This window comes from Metasolibacillus meyeri (assembly GCF_003049505.1).
Lineage (GTDB): Bacteria > Bacillota > Bacilli > Bacillales_A > Planococcaceae > Metasolibacillus > Metasolibacillus meyeri.
In genome coordinates this window covers 13,955-33,326 of sequence record NZ_PYWN01000020.1, presented here as the reverse complement: position 1 = coordinate 33,326, position 19,372 = coordinate 13,955, and the positions used below count along the sequence as shown (strand labels likewise).

General features: G+C 38.0%; 19 protein-coding genes. 14 read left to right on the top strand and 5 right to left on the bottom strand.

What is annotated here, in order from left to right; genetic code table 11:
- Positions 1–1,999 (top strand): S-layer homology domain-containing protein (locus C9J34_RS02925; protein WP_107838360.1); only part of this gene is annotated, 1,999 nt, incomplete at its 5' end.
- 67 nt (positions 2,000–2,066) lie between these two features.
- On the opposite strand, the gene C9J34_RS02920 is transcribed toward C9J34_RS02925, so the two are convergent.
- Both C9J34_RS02920 and C9J34_RS02915 read right to left on the bottom strand, forming a co-directional pair.
- Complete coding sequence (locus C9J34_RS02920; RefSeq protein WP_107838359.1) at positions 2,067–2,378, bottom strand: hypothetical protein; 312 nt, start codon at positions 2,376–2,378, stop codon at positions 2,067–2,069.
- A 63-nt stretch (positions 2,379–2,441) separates the two neighbouring features.
- On the bottom strand, positions 2,442–2,999 hold the full coding sequence (locus C9J34_RS02915; RefSeq protein ID WP_107838358.1) for an SLOG family protein: 558 nt from the start codon (positions 2,997–2,999) through the stop codon (positions 2,442–2,444).
- Between the two features lie 92 nt (positions 3,000–3,091).
- Here C9J34_RS02915 and C9J34_RS02910 point away from each other — a divergent pair, with 92 nt between their 5' ends.
- Positions 3,092–3,994 carry a DMT family transporter gene (locus C9J34_RS02910; RefSeq protein WP_107838357.1) on the top strand — a complete coding sequence of 301 codons (903 nt, stop codon included), beginning with the start codon at positions 3,092–3,094 and terminating at the stop codon, positions 3,992–3,994.
- 119 nt (positions 3,995–4,113) lie between these two features.
- Positions 4,114–4,320, top strand: a complete 207-nt coding sequence (locus C9J34_RS02905; protein ID WP_107838356.1) for a hypothetical protein — start codon at positions 4,114–4,116, stop codon at positions 4,318–4,320.
- A gap of 431 nt (positions 4,321–4,751) precedes the next feature.
- Here the strand turns inward: C9J34_RS02905 and C9J34_RS02900 are convergent, their stop codons facing one another.
- Both C9J34_RS02900 and C9J34_RS02895 read right to left on the bottom strand, forming a co-directional pair.
- Positions 4,752–5,939 carry an ornithine--oxo-acid transaminase gene (locus C9J34_RS02900; protein ID WP_107838355.1) on the bottom strand — a complete coding sequence of 396 codons (1,188 nt, stop codon included), beginning with the start codon at positions 5,937–5,939 and terminating at the stop codon, positions 4,752–4,754.
- Positions 5,940–6,324: 385 nt separating this feature from the next.
- Complete coding sequence (locus C9J34_RS02895; protein ID WP_107838354.1) at positions 6,325–7,068, bottom strand: IclR family transcriptional regulator; 744 nt, start codon at positions 7,066–7,068, stop codon at positions 6,325–6,327.
- A gap of 293 nt (positions 7,069–7,361) precedes the next feature.
- Between C9J34_RS02895 and C9J34_RS02890 the strand changes: the two genes are divergently transcribed.
- The 4 genes from C9J34_RS02890 (at position 7,362) to C9J34_RS02875 (ending at position 11,540) form a co-directional block, all read left to right on the top strand.
- Complete coding sequence (locus tag C9J34_RS02890) at positions 7,362–8,966, top strand: M20/M25/M40 family metallo-hydrolase (protein ID WP_107838353.1); 1,605 nt, start codon at positions 7,362–7,364, stop codon at positions 8,964–8,966.
- A 298-nt stretch (positions 8,967–9,264) separates the two neighbouring features.
- The gene (locus C9J34_RS02885; RefSeq protein ID WP_107838352.1) at positions 9,265–9,933 is read left to right on the top strand and encodes an amino acid ABC transporter permease; all 669 of its coding nucleotides are present in this window, start codon (positions 9,265–9,267) and stop codon (positions 9,931–9,933) included.
- Positions 9,920–10,642 (top strand): amino acid ABC transporter ATP-binding protein, encoded by a 723-nt coding sequence (locus C9J34_RS02880; protein ID WP_107838351.1) that lies wholly within the window; start codon positions 9,920–9,922, stop codon positions 10,640–10,642. The genes C9J34_RS02885 and C9J34_RS02880 overlap by 14 nt, the downstream gene beginning before the upstream one ends.
- A 64-nt stretch (positions 10,643–10,706) precedes the next feature.
- On the top strand, positions 10,707–11,540 hold the full coding sequence (locus tag C9J34_RS02875; RefSeq protein ID WP_107838350.1) for a basic amino acid ABC transporter substrate-binding protein: 834 nt from the start codon (positions 10,707–10,709) through the stop codon (positions 11,538–11,540).
- 368 nt (positions 11,541–11,908) lie between these two features.
- On the opposite strand, the gene norA is transcribed toward C9J34_RS02875, so the two are convergent.
- Entirely contained in the window at positions 11,909–13,087 is a 1,179-nt protein-coding gene (norA, locus tag C9J34_RS02870; RefSeq protein WP_107838349.1) for a multidrug efflux MFS transporter NorA, read from the bottom strand.
- Between the two features lie 157 nt (positions 13,088–13,244).
- On the opposite strand from norA, the gene C9J34_RS02865 reads away from it, so the two are divergent.
- From C9J34_RS02865 to C9J34_RS02835, 7 genes are all read left to right on the top strand, one after another.
- Positions 13,245–13,844 carry a histidine phosphatase family protein gene (locus C9J34_RS02865; RefSeq protein ID WP_107838348.1) on the top strand — a complete coding sequence of 200 codons (600 nt, stop codon included), beginning with the start codon at positions 13,245–13,247 and terminating at the stop codon, positions 13,842–13,844.
- A gap of 193 nt (positions 13,845–14,037) precedes the next feature.
- Positions 14,038–15,363 (top strand): LLM class flavin-dependent oxidoreductase, encoded by a 1,326-nt coding sequence (locus C9J34_RS02860; RefSeq protein ID WP_107838347.1) that lies wholly within the window; start codon positions 14,038–14,040, stop codon positions 15,361–15,363.
- Between the two features lie 12 nt (positions 15,364–15,375).
- On the top strand, positions 15,376–16,128 hold the full coding sequence (locus C9J34_RS02855) for an amino acid ABC transporter ATP-binding protein (RefSeq protein WP_107838346.1): 753 nt from the start codon (positions 15,376–15,378) through the stop codon (positions 16,126–16,128).
- 12 nt (positions 16,129–16,140) lie between these two features.
- Complete coding sequence (locus tag C9J34_RS02850) at positions 16,141–17,109, top strand: LLM class flavin-dependent oxidoreductase (RefSeq protein ID WP_338016184.1); 969 nt, start codon at positions 16,141–16,143, stop codon at positions 17,107–17,109.
- A gap of 17 nt (positions 17,110–17,126) precedes the next feature.
- Positions 17,127–17,936 (top strand): transporter substrate-binding domain-containing protein, encoded by an 810-nt coding sequence (locus C9J34_RS02845; RefSeq protein WP_107838344.1) that lies wholly within the window; start codon positions 17,127–17,129, stop codon positions 17,934–17,936.
- 26 nt (positions 17,937–17,962) lie between these two features.
- The gene (locus C9J34_RS02840; protein ID WP_107838343.1) at positions 17,963–18,658 is read left to right on the top strand and encodes an amino acid ABC transporter permease; all 696 of its coding nucleotides are present in this window, start codon (positions 17,963–17,965) and stop codon (positions 18,656–18,658) included.
- A 3-nt stretch (positions 18,659–18,661) separates the two neighbouring features.
- Positions 18,662–19,369 carry an amino acid ABC transporter permease gene (locus tag C9J34_RS02835; RefSeq protein ID WP_107838342.1) on the top strand — a complete coding sequence of 236 codons (708 nt, stop codon included), beginning with the start codon at positions 18,662–18,664 and terminating at the stop codon, positions 19,367–19,369.
- Positions 19,370–19,372: the final 3 nt, after the last annotated feature.

The window sequence follows — 19,372 nt, the reverse complement described above, 5'->3', positions numbered from 1 at the left end:
GACATTTACAGCCGATGGAGGTTTGAATGAAAATATTCAAGTGAGTTTTACAGTAGATTCATCAATGCATGCAGCGACACCCGTAATCCATACACAGCCGCTAAGTGCTACTGTGGATGAAGGTGGAAATATTACATTATCAGTAGATGCTAGTATTAGTGATGGCGGAACTTTAAGCTACCAGTGGTTTAGTAATACAATAAATAATTCAAGTGATGGAACACTGATTCAAGGGGCGACAAGTGCTTCATACACGATACCGACAGACACAGCAGGTACAATATATTATTATGTAGTTGTTAAAAATACAAATAATAATGTGAGCGGTGTGAAGGTAGCAACAGTCACAAGTGATGTAGCACAAATACTAATATATTCGTTAATGGATGCTGTAATTAGTGCAAAGGATGCTTTAACGATTGGCTATGCGCCAGGAGATAATATGTTCAATGTAACCCAGTCTTTACAATTAGCAACGACAGGATTACATGATACGACCATCAGCTGGGTATCCAGTCATCCATCTATTATTCAGAATAACGGTATGGTGATACGACCAGTTAGTGGAGATAGTAGTGTTACACTTACAGCAACGATTCGTAAAGGGAATGTGACAGAGGTAAAAGTCTTTACGGTTATAGTAAAAGGAGCGAATAACTTTGTTTCGCCTATTTTTAGCGAAGAAATCAATAATGTCAGCACTCCACCACTTACAATTAATATGAATATAGGCAATGGAATTACTATTTCTCAAATAGTAATGCAAAGAATAGAGAATACAGATGGTACACTACATGACACGATTACATTAACGGAACAAAGCATGATAGAAATACTAGCAAAATTAAGAGAAAATAATGCAAATACAGTCTACATGATGTTGCCAGATATAGAGGATAAGGTACGCCAAGTTGATGTGTTTATCACAAACAATATTGTTTTATTGTTACATGATAATGATATAAGTCTAGTGATGGAGACACGGGATGTTAAAATTAGCGTAGATAAGGATTCTTTTAGCATGTTAGAAGAAGATTTGTACTTCCGTGTAATACCCGTTAAATCACAGACAGAACAGCAAATAATTGAAGAACGCGCAAGAGTAGAAGAACAAGTGAGACGTTTAGCAGGTACGATGACAGTAGAAATGCTAGGGCGTCCAATGACGATCGAAACAAACTTACAAAATCGCCCTGTAACATTAACACTCCCGTTACCAATGGATCTAATGCAGCATCAGCTAGAGCAGTTAATAATTTATATTGAGCATAGTGATGGTACAAATGAGCTGATTAACGGACAGATTGTAGCATTTGATGACAATACACCGGGTATACAATTTGAAGTAAGTAAGTTTTCTACATTTGCTATTTTGTATGTACCTGAAGAGATAATAGCTGAAACAAATGAGCGAGAGCCCTATATTAGCGGGTATGTAGATGGCACTTTCCTACCTGATGCGTCTGTAACACGCGCACAAATCGCAAGTATGTTCGCCCGCTATTTAACAAACAACACGGTGCCAGAAGCTCATGCAACATTTGTGGATGCGGAAAGACATGGAGCAAAAGATGCCATTGAATATGTACGGTCTATTGGGTTATTTGATGGCACAACATCTACAACCTTCAATCCAAATGGCTCGATAACACGTGCTCAAATGGCAGCAGTAGTAGTGCGATGGATTGATGCGCATTGTATGGTGGATGCTGCTGCAACATTTTGTAAGGAGATCAGCACCGAAAAGGTGTTTAGTGATGTAGCAGCAAATCATTGGGCTGCGCCCGCGATTAGAAAAATAAGTGCACTAGGTTTTATGTCAGGAGTAGATACAAATACATTCAATCCAAACGGCTCAGTAACACGGGCACAGGCAGTCAGCATATTGAATGATTTATTTGAATTAGAGCTTACTACAAATGTAGAGGGTCTAGTATTTACAGATGTGACACCAGCACATTGGGCATTTTATGAAATTCAAACCGCAGCAGGAAGATAGTTATTAGGGTGCCAGATACACAAGCATGTAGTATTGCTTATGTATCTGGCGTATTTTATGTCCTTTTTTACGTTAGCTTCACATAAAAATCTTGTCCATTATTAATTCCGATTATTTCGGTGTTTTTCATTTTTTTATAATACTCATCAATTTGTCTTGCAAGACTTGAGTGTCCATTCAAATAACTACCAGGCTCAATTTTTTTTGCTACATTATGAAACTCAAAATATAATTTAGTATCCTCTGCCATGAGTTTCATAATTTGTGAGAACTCATCAGCAGGGATATGGATACCGCGTGTATAGCGACATTCTCTGCGATATGTGTCGTGTGAAATGTGGATCGGCTGTTGTTCGACTATCATTTCTAATTTCATCATAATGAGCGCCTCCTAAGTATGTTACTTTGCCTGTATTATATCAAAATTTTAAAGGCGTATATACTACCAATTGTCCTGCTGCATTTCCTCTGCAATCATTTGCAAATCATAAGCATTTATCGTGAAAAGCTCATAATTGCCATGCTGCTCCATATATTTTTTTACAAGATTCAGCACATATTTGGGGGAAGCTTCATTTTCCTCATCATAAACGAGTAGCATCGCGTCGGTATTATGAATAATGAATTTATCCTTTTCGATAAATTGCCACGGTGCCTCATAAGGCCGCTTCGTTACGCTCGTAACAAAATCTGCTTGTAAAATCATTTTTTGATATTGCCCCTGCTTCTGCTCATTCCAATTTTTCTCCTGCTCTAAAAATGGTGTAATAACAGAGTATTTCAACGTGGGGTATTGCTCTTTCAATGCACGTACAACCTCTGTTGCCCACAGCTCAACCCCTAGCTGTCCGCTAACGATAACCCATTCTAAACCGTCTTCAAGAAGCTGTCGCAATTTATTTTCCAACGCTTTTTTAATAATTTCGACACCTGGATGCTTGTCATTAAAAATGCCGAGCTCATGCGGTCGATAGCCTGTAATAAAAAGTGTTTTAATCATAATAAATCACTCCCTATGAAAATTAAGTAGTTCGTATGTTAAGATGTTTCTAATTGTACGAGATTTCAGGAAGAGAAAGAAGGAAAAAGGGCATGGGAAGAGCGAAAATTTACCTCGTGTTATTAATTGTTATGTTAGCTTGGGGGTTAAATGTCGTTGCATTAAAGCTATTAGTTTCTTATTTTAGCCCATTAACAATGACGGCTGTGCGCATTTTTATCGCAGGGATAACAGTTGTCGGGATTTTAGCTCTTTTAAAAAAGCTGCAAAAACCTACCCGCATCGAAGTGTATGGCATTATGTCTGCCAGCATACTAGGTGTCGTGCTGCACCATAGCCTGCTAGCATTTGGCTTAGCAAATACCTCCGCTGTTAAAGGCAGTATTATTTTAGGCTTCAGCCCTTTATTAACAGCGATATTAGCGATTGTTTTCGGCTTTACACAAATGAGTTGGAAGCGCTTTGTTGGCTTTGTTATTGGTGCATTTGGCGTCATAATGGCTGTTATGCGCGGAGGTGAGGGGATAACGGGCGTAGCGCTAGGAGATTTATTCATCTTCCTATCTATTTTAGCGCAAGCCTTTAGCTTTTTAGTTATTAGTAAAACATCAAAAACATTAAATCCAGTTGTGTTAACAGGCTATATGATGCTGAGCGGTTCATTAGTGCTATTGTTGCTCGCATTGATGATAGAGCCTTCACAATTTATCGCATTTACAACCGTTGCACCAAAGGCCATCATTTTATTATTAGTATCAGCAATTTTCGCAACAGCTGTTGGGCATGTTATTTACAACTCGGCTATTGCCAAAATAGGCGCAGCGGAAACAGCGATTTTCGGTAATTTCAACACATTATTTAGCTTGCTAGGCACAGCAACTCTACTGAAAGAGCCTGTTGGTGTCAATCAAATAGTTGGCTGTTTGTTGATTATTGTCGGGGTATTGATTGGGACAGGGGCATTGGAGGCATTTATACGAAGTCGTAAAGCATGAGTACCTAGTAAGTTTCTTTTTTATAAAATACTGGATTTAATACTCCTTTTTAGGTAAAATAAGGTATGTGTATTTGATTGAAAAACTACCTTAATCCTACTATACAAGGAGGGATGTATATGAAATTTTTTTACTGGAATTTAAACACGAAAGAAAAATTGATTCGCTCAGCTTGGACAGGAATCGTAGCACTTGTGTTTTTGTATATGGTATTAGCCTTTAGTTTAAATGATTTAAGCAATCAATTGTTTATAGGTATAGGTATTACAGTGCTATATATTTTTTATATTGCACTCTTGTATAGGAAGTTGAAAAGGGAAAATTGAGTTTGGATATATAAATCATGAATATTTTAAAGAGTTATGAATTATGTTTAAAAATAACAAATAAACATTATATGTGTAATTGTGGGGGGTAGGTGAAAAGAATTTTAATTTTAATTCCTGTATTTATCCTTTTACTGGCTAGCTTTATTTTCTTCGATTATCGAAGGACAGGAGATATTTTATGGGGAGAAAATATTGTACAATCATTGGCGTTTTTTATAGTTTTTTTGATCTTAAGATATTTGTTTGATAGTGGGAAAAAGAGTAAAGAATCAAGTTCTTAAAAGAATGGGATTCTTTATTTTTTAATTAATTAGTTCCAAGAGTTATCGTCATGTGTCCATAAGCAAAAGAGAAGAATTTTGTTATTAGTCGAAATAAACAAAAGCTGTCGGAAAAGCACCATGTTAGCTCGCTTTTCCGACAGCATTTTAAAATACTGCTTTAATTTGGTCGATTGCCCAATCTAACTCTTCTTTTGTAATCACTAATGGTGGTGCAAAGCGAATTACTGTATCGTGTGTTTCTTTACATAATAAACCGCGCTCCATTAGTTTTTCACAGTATGGACGTGCTGCTTCGTGTAATTCTAAGCCGATAAATAGACCGCGTCCACGTACTTCTTTAATAGCAGGGTGCTCGATTTGGCGAAGTGCTTCTTGGAAATAGTCGCCTAAGCCTTGTGAGCGTGCTACTAAATCTTCTTCTTCAAGTACCTCAAGTGCTGCAAGTGATACGGCACATGCCAATGGGTTTCCACCGAATGTTGAACCGTGTGAACCTGGGTTGAATACGCCTAAAATATCGCGATTTGCTACAACACATGAAATTGGGAACACACCGCCGCCTAGTGCTTTACCTAAGATTAAAATATCTGGTGTAATATCTTCCCACTCATAGGCAAACATTTTACCAGAGCGTGCAAGACCGCTTTGGATTTCGTCAGCGATAAACAATACATTGTTTTCCTCACATAATTGCTTTGCTGCTTTTAAGAAGCCTGCTGGTGGAATGATGATACCTGCTTCACCTTGAATTGGCTCAACGATAAATGCTGCTGTGTTTGGTGTAATAGCATTTTTTAATGCTTCAATATCACCGTAAGGTACTAAGCTAAAGCCTGGTAATAATGGACCAAAGCCACGTTGGTATTCTGCTTCTGAAGATAAAGAAACCGCTGCCATTGTACGACCGTGGAAGTTGCCGATACAGCCGATAATATGCGCTTGGTTCTCTGCAACACCTTTTTTGTCATATGCCCAGCGACGTGCTGTTTTAATGGCTGTTTCAACTGCTTCAGCACCCGTGTTCATTGGTAAGACCATTTCTTTATTCGTTAATTTACTTACTTTTTCATACCAAGGGCCTAGTTGATCTGAGTGGAATGCACGTGATGTTAATGTTACGCGATCCGCTTGCTTTTTTAATGCCTCAATAATTTTTGGATGGCGGTGACCTTGGTTAACTGCTGAATAAGCAGATAACATATCCATATATTTATTACCCTCAGGATCTTTTACCCATACACCTTCTGCTTCCGAAATAACAATCGGTAGCGGATGATAGTTATTTGCACCGAAATTCTCGGTTTGTGTAATAAGTTGAGCTGTTTTTGTCATAATGAAAATCCCCCTTAATTTAATGTAATAGAATACGATGCAAAGGAAATTTGCACCTTATTGTACCTTATATTTATAATAATGCAGAAATATCTTGCATTTTTCAAGTTTTATTTTAAATATTTTTTCCTCATAAAAACCTTGAGCTGCAAATTGGGAAGTGGCTCAAGGCTGTCGCATTTTACTAACTAGTATAGCTTTTTGATTTTAAAATTATACGCCAATATCTGTGTTTCTATAGTAGATGAGATTCTTTCAGAAAACCGTAGCGTATTTGCTAAAAACTACTGTATCTAACGCTGCGCTTTCGATACAGTCAACACGTGCTCCCACGATAGTTACAATGAATTGTCACTATGCAAAGAAGCCATCTGAAGATGATTTTTCAGACGACTCCTTTATAGCCAAGTTTTAAAGAAATTCGTTTAGCTGTGTCCATGACGCGATTTGCTAATGTTTGAATATGATCTTCTGATACATTGAAGCTTACAAAATCAATGGTTACAACACCTTCAATATCATTAAATCCATTATAAACGACGGCTGAAACAGCTGATGTTCCTTTAGTAAACTCTCCGTGACTGACAGCAAAGCCTTGCGCTTTTATTTGTATAAGCTGTTTCTTCAGTTGTTCCATTTCCGCTAGTGTGACGAGCTGGCTTAAAATATTTGTTACTTCTTCATCTGACATTGCAGCGAGTAAAGCTTTATTGCCTGAACCGATATGCATTGGAATCCGAATACCTAACGGATCATAAATGCGAATAGGGTTAGAGATGTTGTCAATTCGTTCAATGATAATTGTATCTGTGCCTGACATTTTGCTTAAATAGACACTTTCCCCAACCTCCTTTGATAAGCGCTGTAACTCAGGACGGATTACATTAATAAAATCTATTGAGTCATATATTTGTAGACCGATTTCCATCCAAATTGTTCCAATATGATAGTGCTTTGTTTGTTTATTTTGTTCAACCATACCTTGTTGAATCATCGCTTGTAAAATTCTGTGTAATGTACTAATTGGTAAGTCACATTTTTGGGCTAAATCAGAAATAGATAAACCGTTGTGCGTATTAGAGGACATTAGTGCCTTAGCGATTTTCACGCATCTTTCTAATAATTGCATAATATTAACAACACCTTTTCGTTTTACTAGATTGAGATTAATTCTACATTAACACATCAAGCCTTGTAGTTATCTTTCTATAAAAAATTTATTCATTCAGTGCACATGAAAAAAACAGAATATATTGACATTATAATCGTTTACTATTATATTTCAAAGTATGATATTTCCGTTTAACAGAAATTAATTCCGTTTGGCGGAAAAGTTGATTTGGAGATGTGTGGTTACTGTCTGTTGCTATGGCAATAAAGGAAGATGACGATGAATGGTAGTAGTGGAAAGGGAGAAAATTGATGAGTCAGTATTTTTGGAATACACCAGAGAAATTACGCGCATTATTATGTGAAGTTGTGGGATGGGATAGTCGAACATTAACAGAAGGGGAAAACGAATTTGCTTATAAATTACGTGATAAGTTACAGAAGTTGCCCTATTTTAAAGAGCATAGTGAATATATCGAGTTACATGATGCAGGTCTTGGACGCAATGCGGTCACAGCACTTTATAAACATCCAGCAGCAACAGAAACAATCGTATTAATTAGCCATTTTGATACAGTGCATACAGAGGAATACGGAGAATTAGAGCCGCTTGCTTTTTCCCCTGAAGAACTAACACAAAAGCTAAAGGAACCAAAATATTTTAATGATTTGCCAGAAGTGGCTAAAGTGGATTTAGAATCAGGTAACTATTTATTCGGTCGTGGCACGATGGATATGAAAATGGGTTTAGCGTTGCATATGCAATTAATTGAAAAAGCAAGCAATGAAAATTGGCCAATCAATCTACTTTTAACTGCTGTACCAGATGAGGAAGTAAACTCTGCTGGTATGCGAGCTGTCGTAGTTGAACTAGTGAGATTACGTGAGCAATACGGTTTAACATATAAATTGTTTTTAAATAGTGAACCATCCTTCTCGCAAAATCCTACAGACATTAAAGAGTATGCGTATTCAGGAACAATAGGAAAGATTATGCCAGCCGCCTTGTTTTATGGGAAGGAAACGCATGTAGGCGAGCCGCTAAAAGGAATGACAGCTAGCTTCATCGGTTCTTATATGACGCAGTATATGGAGTGGAATCCTATTTTCCGTGAGAGCGATTTAGGTGAAAAAACACCGCTACCTGTTTCGCTTCAGTTGAAGGATTTAAAGATGGAATATTCAACACAAACACCCTATCGTGCAGCTGCCCTTTACAATGTGTTTTTATTGAAGCGTACAGCGACGGAAATTATGGACTTATTTGAGCAAGTAGCAAATGAGGCGATGGCAGCTTGCAACGCGCATTATGCAAAGATTTGTGAACGTGAGCAAGTAAATGGGGTCGGTGCTGTAAAAGTGCTGCGCTATGAAGCATTATTACAATACGCGAATGAAAAATTAGGAGAAGATGAGGTTGCTTCTATTAAAAGGCAGGTTGTTAAAAGTGAACAATGGGATGATCGAGAGAAATCGATTCGCATAGTCGACCAATTAATGATTCGTTGCCAAGAGTTAGCACCAGCAACAGTTATTTTATACGCACCACCTTATTACCCAGCAATTAATTCATCAGACCATCCGCTAATCAAGGATGCAATTCAATTAGTGCAGAATACAGCGAAAACATTTGATATTGAAATCGAACAAATTCATTACTTTAATGGGATATGCGATTTAAGCTATGTTAATTATTCTGATACATCAGGAGACTGGACAGCATTTGAAAAGAATACGCCAGTATGGGGAGAAACATATAGCATTCCATTTAAAGAAATGGCTGCTTTACAAAGCCCTGTATTAAATGTAGGGCCGTTTGGAAAAGATGCCCATCAAAAAACAGAAAGATTGCATGTGGATAGCGCATTTAAAGAGATGCCAGTAATTATTGAAACATTAGTAAAAAGTCTAGTTTAACTTCTTTCAGCAATGTTTTTGTACCGAAAGCGTAGCGTCAGGTACAGAAGTCTTCCATCTCTATAGGTATCGAGGTGAATGACAGTATTAGACTTGCTTCAGCGGGTGTTCAACCACCGACTGAAAGAAGTTAAAGCCTCTGGCGGATGTCACAGATTTTGAAGAGGAGTTTTTGAGCGAGCTCAAAAAATCTGGACGCAATTACGCCGAGGCGTAATTGATCTTGTATAAATAAGGAATATAAGTAAGCGCTTTCTTTTAGTTTGATAATATTGCGATGGGAGTTGGAGAAGAAGCTATGAATGTAATAATAGATAATCTACCTAAGCTTTTAGAAGGATTAAAGTATACAATTTATTATTCGGTCGTTTCGATTGTTTTAGCAGTCATTATCGGGTTAGTTGTTGCTGTAATGAAGCTATCTAAATCGAAAGTATTGAAAATAAGTGCCTCAGTTTATGTAGAAATTTTTCGTTCTACGCCATTATTAGTACAGTTGTTTTTTATTGTTTTTGGATTAGCTGGTATTTTGCCGATGAGCGAGTGGTTTGGACAAAGGTCGTATCCAGTTATAGCTGCAACATTAACACTTGCTTTGCATCAAGGAGCTTATATTTCTGAAATTATTCGTGCGGGGATTTTAAGTGTGAATAAAGGGCAAAGAGAAGCATCTGAAAGTATAGGGATGAGTGAATTTCAAATTATGCGTTTTATTATCTTACCGCAGGCTTTCAAACGAATGATTCCACCGTTAGTGAATCAGTCTGCACAAGCGATTAAAGATACGTCTTTATTAGCACCAATTGGTATTATCGATTTAGTGTATAGAGGACAAATTATTATTTCGACAACGTTTGAGCCTTTTGCCATTTGGGTAGCGGTAGGAATTATTTATTTTATCATTATATTTAGTGTATCCCAGCTTGCGGGTTACCTTGAGAGGAGGATGAAACTTGATACGCGTTGAGAATTTATATAAATCATATGGTGATTTGGAGATTTTAAAAGGAATTGATGCACATATCCATCCTCAAGAAGTAGTCGTAGTGATTGGTCCTTCTGGAAGTGGAAAAAGCACTTTTTTAAGATGTTTAAATGGCTTAGAAAAGTCGAATCAAGGAAAAATAGAGATTGTTGGAATGGAATTAACGGATCCGAAGACAAATATTCAGCAGTTAAGACAGCACGTAGGTATGTGTTTCCAACAATTTAATCTATTTGAACATTTAACGATATTAGAAAATATAACAATAGGTCCAATTCAAGTATTGAAGAAGAATAAAGCAGAGGCAGAGAGCTTCGCACGAGAATTATTGCAAAAAGTAGGCTTACCTGATAAAGAAAAACATTACCCACATCAATTATCAGGTGGACAACAACAACGTGTTGCGATTGCCAGATCTTTAGCGATGCAGCCAAAAGTAATGCTGTTCGATGAGCCGACATCCGCGCTAGATCCAGAGATGGTTGGTGAAGTATTAAAAGTAATGGGTGACTTAGCTCGTGAAGGCATGACAATGGTGATTGTCACACATGAAATGGGCTTTGCACGTGAAGTAGGAGACCGCGTATTGTTTATGGATGGTGGTTTTTTAGTTGAAGAAGGCACGCCTAGTGAAATCTTTAATAATCCGCGAGAAAAACGTACACAAGACTTCTTATCAAAAGTGTTGTAATGGACAGTAAAGGTTGTTAAATCCAGTAGCAAATCAAAATTTTATTAATTATAGGGGGATTTTTATGAAAAAGATAGCATTATTGTTTTTAGCGGTTTTAGTCGCGGGTGTATTAGCAGCATGTGGTGAAGGGAAGTCAGAGGAAGGATCTGGAGGAACAGGTAGCTCTGATAAACTTGTAATACAAGTAGGAACAAGTCCTACTTATCCACCTTTTGAAAGTGATGTAAATGGTGAGCTAGTTGGTTTTGATATTGGATTAATCAAAAAAATTGCTGAGGCAGAAGGTTTCGAAGTAGAGTTTTCGACTATGCAATTTGATGGACTTGTACCAGCATTAATTGCAGGTCAAATTGATGTAGTAGTTGGTGCAATTACAATTACAGATAAACGTTTAGAGAACGTTGCTTTCTCAAACGCTTATTATAAATCAGGGTTATCGATTTTAGCGAAACCTAATTCGGGTATTACAGGCTTTGATGATTTGCAAGGAAAGTTAGTAGGTATCCAAAAAGGTACTTCATCTTATAATTATTTAATTGCAAACGGTGTTGAAGATCGCAATATTAAGCAATATGCAGATATTAGCACGACGTATAGTTCATTAGATACAGGTGGTATTGATGCGGTTTTATATGACAACCCTTCTAATATTAACTATATTACGACACAAACAACAGATGCAGAAATCGTGGGTGATATTCTAGCTGGTGAATATTATGGTATAGCAGTTAATAAAAAGAAACCGGAGCTAGTCGAGAAAATCAACGCGGGGTTAGCAAAGTTACAAGAAAATGGTGAATATGAAAAGCTGTTTGATGAATACTTAAATGGCGAAAAAAATGGCCTTATTGAAGGTGTCGCAAAGCCTGAGGATGTAGTAATTAAAGTTCAATAAAATAATGGGAGGCTGTAGGAAATACGAGCGAACTTGCTACTTTTCCTACAGCTATTTTCATCCATTTATGACGGTTGCATTTAACAGCAATCATTCTGCTAATGGCATGAGCGGTATTTGCAATGACTAGGGGTCATATTTTGCAACGGTACACTAACAGCATAATCGTCAGTAGATGATGGTTGTTGTATGTATTGAAGCTGTCATAATATAAATCATTCATAAAAAGTGCAAAGGAAATTTGCATTCTGTTGTGTTTTATATTTAAGTATAACGCAGGGATTTCTTGCTTTTTACCTTTTCTTGTTATTTTGGGAATAAGAAAAGCTTGAGCTGAAAAATTAGAAACAGCTCAAGCTTTTGAGGTTTTAGTAACTACTATAGTTTTTTGGCTTTTTCCAGAACATTGTGATGATAACACCGATACCTAGCACTAGTGCTGCAAAATAGTATGGATAGTTGAAGTTTTCATCAAATAAGGCGCCGCCAATAATTGGGCCGAAAATATTAGCGAGGCTCGTAAACATAGAGTTCATACCACCAACAAAGCCTTGTTCATTTCCTGCGATTTTCGATAAATAGGCAGTAACGGCAGGTCGGATTAAATCAAAGCCAACAAATACTAAAAATGTTGTAAGTAGAATGGCCATATATGAGCTAACTGTTGTCATAACAAAGACAAGCACTGTCGAGAAAATTAACGAGTAACGAATAACGGCAATTTCACCGAAACGCTTTGTTAGCCTATCGAATAATACGATTTGTGCAACTGCACCAACAATTGCTCCACCTGTAATAACGATAGCAATATCTTTTGGGGTAAAGCTGAATTTACGGTCAACGAAAAGACTAAATAGCGATTCGAAGGCAGCCAATCCGAACGAAGAAATGAAAATAATTAGAAAGGCGATTAAATACATTGGTACAAAGATGCGACGGAAACCTGATTTTTGCTCCTCTGCTTGCTCCGCATTTTCTACTTCCGCACGCGTTGGCTCTTTCAATAATAGCATGGAGCAAACTGCTGCAATGATTCCTAGAACCCCTGCTACATAAAATGGTATACGTGTACCGAAATCTGCTAAAAATCCACCAATGCCAGGCCCGATAATAAATCCTGTACTGATTGCTGCCGACATATAGCCAAGCGCTTTCGCGCGTGTAGCAACCGTTGTAATATCTGCAATAAATGCTGTTACAGCAGGCATGATAAAGGCTGCGCTAACACCGCCAAGCATACGAGATATGAAAAGAACAGATACGGTTGTTCCCAGACCGAATAAAAACTCAGAGAAGCCGAAAATAAATAACCCGATAACAATCATAATTTTACGACCATATCGGTCTACCCATCTCCCAGCAATTGGTGAGATAATGAGCTGGGTAATAGCGAAGGCTGCAATCATATAACCGACAACAGAGCCGCTTATATTTAGTTCATTCATAATTGTTGGAAGAACAGGAATGACGAGGCCGATACCTAGAAATGCGATAAATAAATTTACTAATAAAATACTTAAGGTGACTTTTGAATTTCTATCAAACATAAAAAATTTCTCCTACTATAAAATTAGACTATAATATAGAGTAAACCCTATAGTAACTATAGGGTCAATGTTTTTGCTTTTATTTTATAAATTCTTTACAATATAATGATTTTTAATACATAAATTAGTATGTTTGTTTATAGTAGGGGGAGTGTCGATGAAATTATTATTAATCAGGCATGGGCAATCAGAGGCAGACATTTTAGAAGTGCATGAAGGGAGAGCGGATTTTCCTTTAACGGAGCTAGGTGTAGAACAAGCGACAAAGCTTGCCCATTTTATTACAGCGCGTTATCAAGTGGATGCCATCATAACAAGTCCTCTGCAAAGGGCGTACCAAACGGCAAATATTTTAAAGGAAAATTGCAAGTGCGACTTCATTGTAAACGACGATTTAATGGAATATAACAATGGCGTATTAGCTGGATTATCTCGCAAGGAGGCTTTAATTAAATATCCATTGCCAGAAGGTGGACGTCCATTGCATGTAGCGATTGAAGGTGGCGAATCACAATTGCAATTTCGTTATCGTGTAGAGCAGGCTTTACACACTATTTTACATGATTATGGACATTTAGAATGTGTAGCAATTGTTGCACATGGTGGCACATTGCTGCATTTATTAAACACGTTGTTAGGAAAAACAGTAGAGGAGCAATGCCTGTTCCATACAGGGGATACGGGGTTACATATACTTGAATTGAAAAATGGAAGAAAAGTGATTCATTGTTTAAATTCACAGACACACTTAGTTTGAATCTCATGAAACTGTACGAAAAGTAGCCAATTCAGCCACTTTTCGTACAGTTTCTTCTTTTTTCCTTATATTCTATAAATTAAAAACATAAAAAATTTAAAATTAAGAAATTTTAAAATTATAGTTGCGTAAAATGAAAATTGAAAGTATAGTAAACCTACTAAATAAATATGAATTGTAGGTGTTTGTGAAAATGGTGAAAAAACAAGTTCATTTTGGTGCAATTATTCATGGTGTAGGTGGACATATGTCACTTTGGAAACATCCAAAAGTAAATCCTGCACAAAGCGTTAGTTTAGACTACTATGTTAAGCAGGCACAAACGGCTGAACAAGGTTTATTCGATGTTGTATTTATCGCAGATGGCTTATACATTAATGAAAAATCGTTGCCACATTTTTTAAATCGCTTTGAGCCTGTGACGATTTTATCTGCGTTAGCCCTTGCAACAAAGCATATTGGCTTGGTAGGAACGATTTCAACCTCCTATAGTGAACCATTTACAGTAGCACGTCAGCTTGGATCATTAGATTTAATTAGCAATGGACGCGCAGGATGGAATGTCGTAACGACACCCCTTGAAAATTCCGCTTTGAATTATGGAAAAACAGCGGCAGAACATCCGTCACATGCAGAGCGCTATGAAATTGCTGCAGAATACTTAGAAGTTGTGAAAGGGCTATGGAATTCTTGGGAGGAAGATGCATTCACATATGACGTAGTGAAAGATGAATTTTTTGATACAGAAAAACTACACACATTGAATCATAAGGGGAAGTATTTCCAAGTTGCAGGACCTTTAAATATACAGCGTTCTAAACAAGGGGAGCCAGTCATTTTCCAAGCAGGTTCATCAGCAGCAGGCATCGCCTTTGCGGGGAAGGAAGCCGATGCAATTTTTGCAGGTGGTGTTTCAATTGAAGAAAATAAAGCACTTTACGATAAATTAAAGGCGTCGGCAACAGCAAATGGTCGCGATGCTGAGAAGTTATTAGTATTCCCAGGGATTTCACCAATTATTGCGGCAACAAAGGAGGATGCGGAGGCAAAATATTTGGAAATTGCTGAGCTGATTTCGCCAGAGAAGGCATTAGCCTATTTGGGTCGCTATTTCGACCATCACGATTTTTCACAATATGATTTACATGCGCCGTTCCCTGAATTAGGAGACATCGGGAAAAATAGCTTCCAATCAACGACGGACCGCATTAAACAATATGCAAAAGAAGAGGGCTTAACATTATATGAAGTAGCGATCCGGGAGGCGACACCGAAAGGCACGTTTATTGGGACAGCGGAGGATGTAGCAGATGAAGTGATTGCATGGCTGGAAGCAGGAGCAGCGGATGGCTTTATTATTGCATCGGGGGTACCGAATGCATTGGAGGACTTTGTAACACAGGTTGTGCCGATTCTACAGCAGCGCGGCTACTATAAAAAAGCATATGAAACGGCCACTTTAAGAGAGCATTTAGGTATTGGCAATAAACCGAGCGTCTATCAAAAACAACTTGTATAAGGAGTGAATCAGATGATTCGATTAGAAAATATCGAAAAGTCATTTGGTAAAACCCAAGTGCTAAAAGGGATTTTTTTAGAAGTGCAAAAAGGAGACATCGTATCCATTCTAGGTCCGAGTGGCTCAGGGAAAACGACGATGCTCCGTTGTATTAACTTTTTAGATAAAGCAACAAGCGGCATGGTAACGATTGACCAGTTATCAGTCGATGCGAAAACTGCTACTAAAAAAGATATACTCGATTTGCGTAAAAAAACGGCGATGGTTTTTCAAAACTACAATTTATTTCAGCATAAAACAGTGCTTGAAAATATTATGGAAGGTCCAATCATTGTGCAAAAAAGAGAGGCAAAGGAGGTAAAGGAACAGGCGCTGGAACTGTTAAAAAAAGTAGGGCTTTCTCATAAAGCGGATGCTTATCCGAGCGCATTGTCAGGTGGGCAGCAGCAACGTGTAGGCATCGCGAGAGCATTGGCGATGAATCCGCAAGTCATTTTATTCGATGAGCCGACGTCCGCTTTAGACCCAGAGTTGGTCGGAGAGGTCTTGGATGTTATGCGAAAAATTGCAAGGGAAGGCATTACGATGATTATTGTGACACATGAGATGAACTTTGCGCGTGAAGTATCCAATCAGGTGGTGTTTATGGATGGTGGCATTGTTGTAGAGTCTGGCACACCATCGGAAATTTTTACAAAGCCAAAGCATGAGCGTACGCGCCAATTCTTACAGCGTTTAACACCTGAATTAACGTATGAGATTTAAGGAGAGATGACGATGTATCAACTATCTATTTTAGACCAAAGCCCTGTACTAGAAGGGGATACGCCACGAGATGCACTGCTTCGCACAGTGGAGCTAGCGCAATTTGCAGAGCAGCAAGGCTATAAGCGTTTTTGGGTGTCAGAGCATCATCAAGCGACAGAGGTGGCAGGTTCATCGCCAGAGGTGCTTGTATCCTATATTTTGGCAAAGACCAACCATATTCGTGTTGGCTCGGGTGGTGTCATGTTATCGCATTATAGTCCGTATAAAGTAGCAGAAAATTTCAATGTATTAGCAAATCTTGCACCAGGGAGAGTTGATTTAGGAATTGGCAAAGCCCCAGGAGGATTGCCGCAGGCGACGAAGGCATTGCAATATAATGCATTAAGTGATACGAAAGACTTCCCACAGCGAGTGGAAGCGTTGCAACGCTATGTTCAAGGAAATGGTGAAATTTTAGCGCAACCAATTCCGAGTATTCAGCCTGAATTAATATTATTAGGAGGCAGTGTTGATAGCGCAAAACATGCGGCAACATTAGGCATTACTTATGTATTTGCGCAATTTATTAATAGTGATGAAGCAGTGCTATTAGAGGCATTGCAGAGCTATAAGGAGATTTCACCTAAAGGCAATTTTGCTATTGGCGTAGCTGTTATTGCGGCAGATACGGAGGAAGAGGCACAGCGATTAGCAACAGATACCGATATTTATAAAGTGCATGTAGAGAATGATCGAACGTATACATTGACAAGTGAGGAGACAGCTGAGCGTTTTGGTAAAGAATCTGGAAAAAAATACACGGTAGAACGAACAAAATCACCTGTTATTTTCGGTACAGTGGATAAAATTAGAGAGAAATTTGAACAGCTTCATGCGGCAGGTGTAGAAGAATTTATACTTCATAATCCTATTCGAGAACATGCTAGTAGATTCCGTTCTATTGAATTATTAAGTCCACTTCAGCTGGCAGTATATTAGAAAAGGGGTATTTATATATGAAGAGATTGACAAAATGGCTATGGGCGCCTATTGCGGCAGCAGCTTTATTAGCAGGCTGTGGCAATCAAGCGGATGCGAAAGATGGCAAGAATACAGTGCAGGAGATTTTGATTGGTACAGGGAATCAAATGTTAAATATTTGCTTTATTGATGAAAATGGCAATTTAACAGGTTATGATATCGAGTTATTAAAGGCGATTGATGAAAAGCTAGAGGACGTATCCTTTAAATTCGAAACGATGGATTTTTCAAACCTACTATTAAGCTTAGAAACAAATAAAATTGATATGATTGCACATAATATGGCGAAAAACCCTGAGCGTGAGGAAAAGTTTTTATTTAATCAGCAGCCTTACAATGCAGTGCCATTACATGTAGTTGTGCATGAAGGCAATACAGAGATTCAATCAATTGACGATTTAAATGGCAAAAAGGTGGGACTTTCACCAACAAGTAATGCAGCTTTATTTTTCGAAAAGTATAAAGAGGAGCACAATTTCGATACAGAGCTTACCTTTATTACCTCTGGACCAGATATGCTGAATCAACTAAAGACGGGGCGCATCGATGCGATTTTTAGCTTCCCATTTTCCGTAGCTATTAATAATAAGGAAGCGGACGCACAGCAAAAAATTGTAGGAGATGAATTGTTGTTTACAGATATTTTCTTTATGTTTGAGAAAACGAATGAAGAATTAGCAAATAAAGTGGATGGGGCAATTAAGGAACTCATTGAAGACGGAACAGTGAGTGAGTTGTTAGTAGAGTGGTTTGGTGAGGATTATTCGAAGGAATTAATTGATTAGAAAGATGAGTGAAGGAGGGCGTAAAGATGATTGATGTGCAGTACATTATTGATTTTATTCCAAAGCTAGTCAGTTATTTACCTATCACATTTAAAATATTCGCTTCTTCACTCCTTTTAGGGCTTATTTTAGGAATAGGGATTGCGCTTCCTCGTATTTATCAAATACAAGGGTTGCGACAGCTATCAGCTTTATATATTTCGTTTATTCGTGGTACGCCGATTTTAATTCAGCTTTTCTTAGTGTTTTATGGGTTACCGTACATTGTAGGATTATTCGGCATTAATATATCACGAATGGATGCGTTTTATTTCGTCATTATTACGTACACACTGAGCAATGCAGGAGCTTTTGCTGAGATATTTCGTGCTGCTGTCAAATCTGTTGACTATGGGCAAACGGAGGCGGCAGAATCGCTCGGTATGACTTCTACGCAAGCGTTTGTGCGCATCATATTGCCACAAGCTTTCCGTGTAGCACTGCCAAATATCGGCTCATTAGCAGTTAGCTCATTGAAGGATACGTCACTCGCCTTTTCCGTAGGTGTGATGGATATGATGGGGCGCGGAGAAACCTTGATTACCGCTACAATGAAAACACTGGAAGTATATATTGGTTTAGCTATTATTTATTATTTAATCGTCTTGCTATTGGAATATGGCTTTAAATTAATCGAGCGCTACTATAATCGGCATACTCGTATGGCAACTGTGGAGGGATAAACGATGCAATTGGATTTTTCTTTTATAGGAAAGGCTTTGCTGGAAATTAGCAAAGCGATTCCGCTTACTTTGTTTATTACGATTGTGCCATTATTATGTGGCTTGCTTATCGGTATTATTGTAGCGTTTATTCGACTTGGTCAAAATAAACCTTTGCAAGCTATTGCGAACTTCTATGTTTCCTTTTATCGAGGCACACCTGTTATTTTACATATATTTGTTATTTACTTCGGGTTGCCACAAATAAGTAAGGCCGCATTCAATATTTCGTTGGATGGTTGGCCTGTTGTCACATTTGTCATCATTGCATTGACATTGAATGCAGGAGCATTTTTATCTGAAATTATACGTTCAGGTATTATTAGTGTTTCTGTACAACAAACGGAAGCAGCTGCTTCACTAGGTATGACAGGCTTACAAGTATTCCGACGCATCGTTTTGCCCCAAGCATTCGTTACGATTATTCCTAATTTAACGAATATGTTTATTGGTTTTTTACATGCTTCTTCGATTGCTTTTTTAGTGTCGGTACAAGAGATGATGGGCATTGCCAATATTATAGCAGCAAGTAATTTGAAATATTTGGAGGCATTTATTGCAGCGGGCATTATGTATTGGGTTATTACAGTTGCGGTGGAGCTTTTTGCAGGCACATTGGAGCGCAAATTAACAGCGCATTTACGTCAAGGTGTTGTGCAACAACAAGGCTAGCGA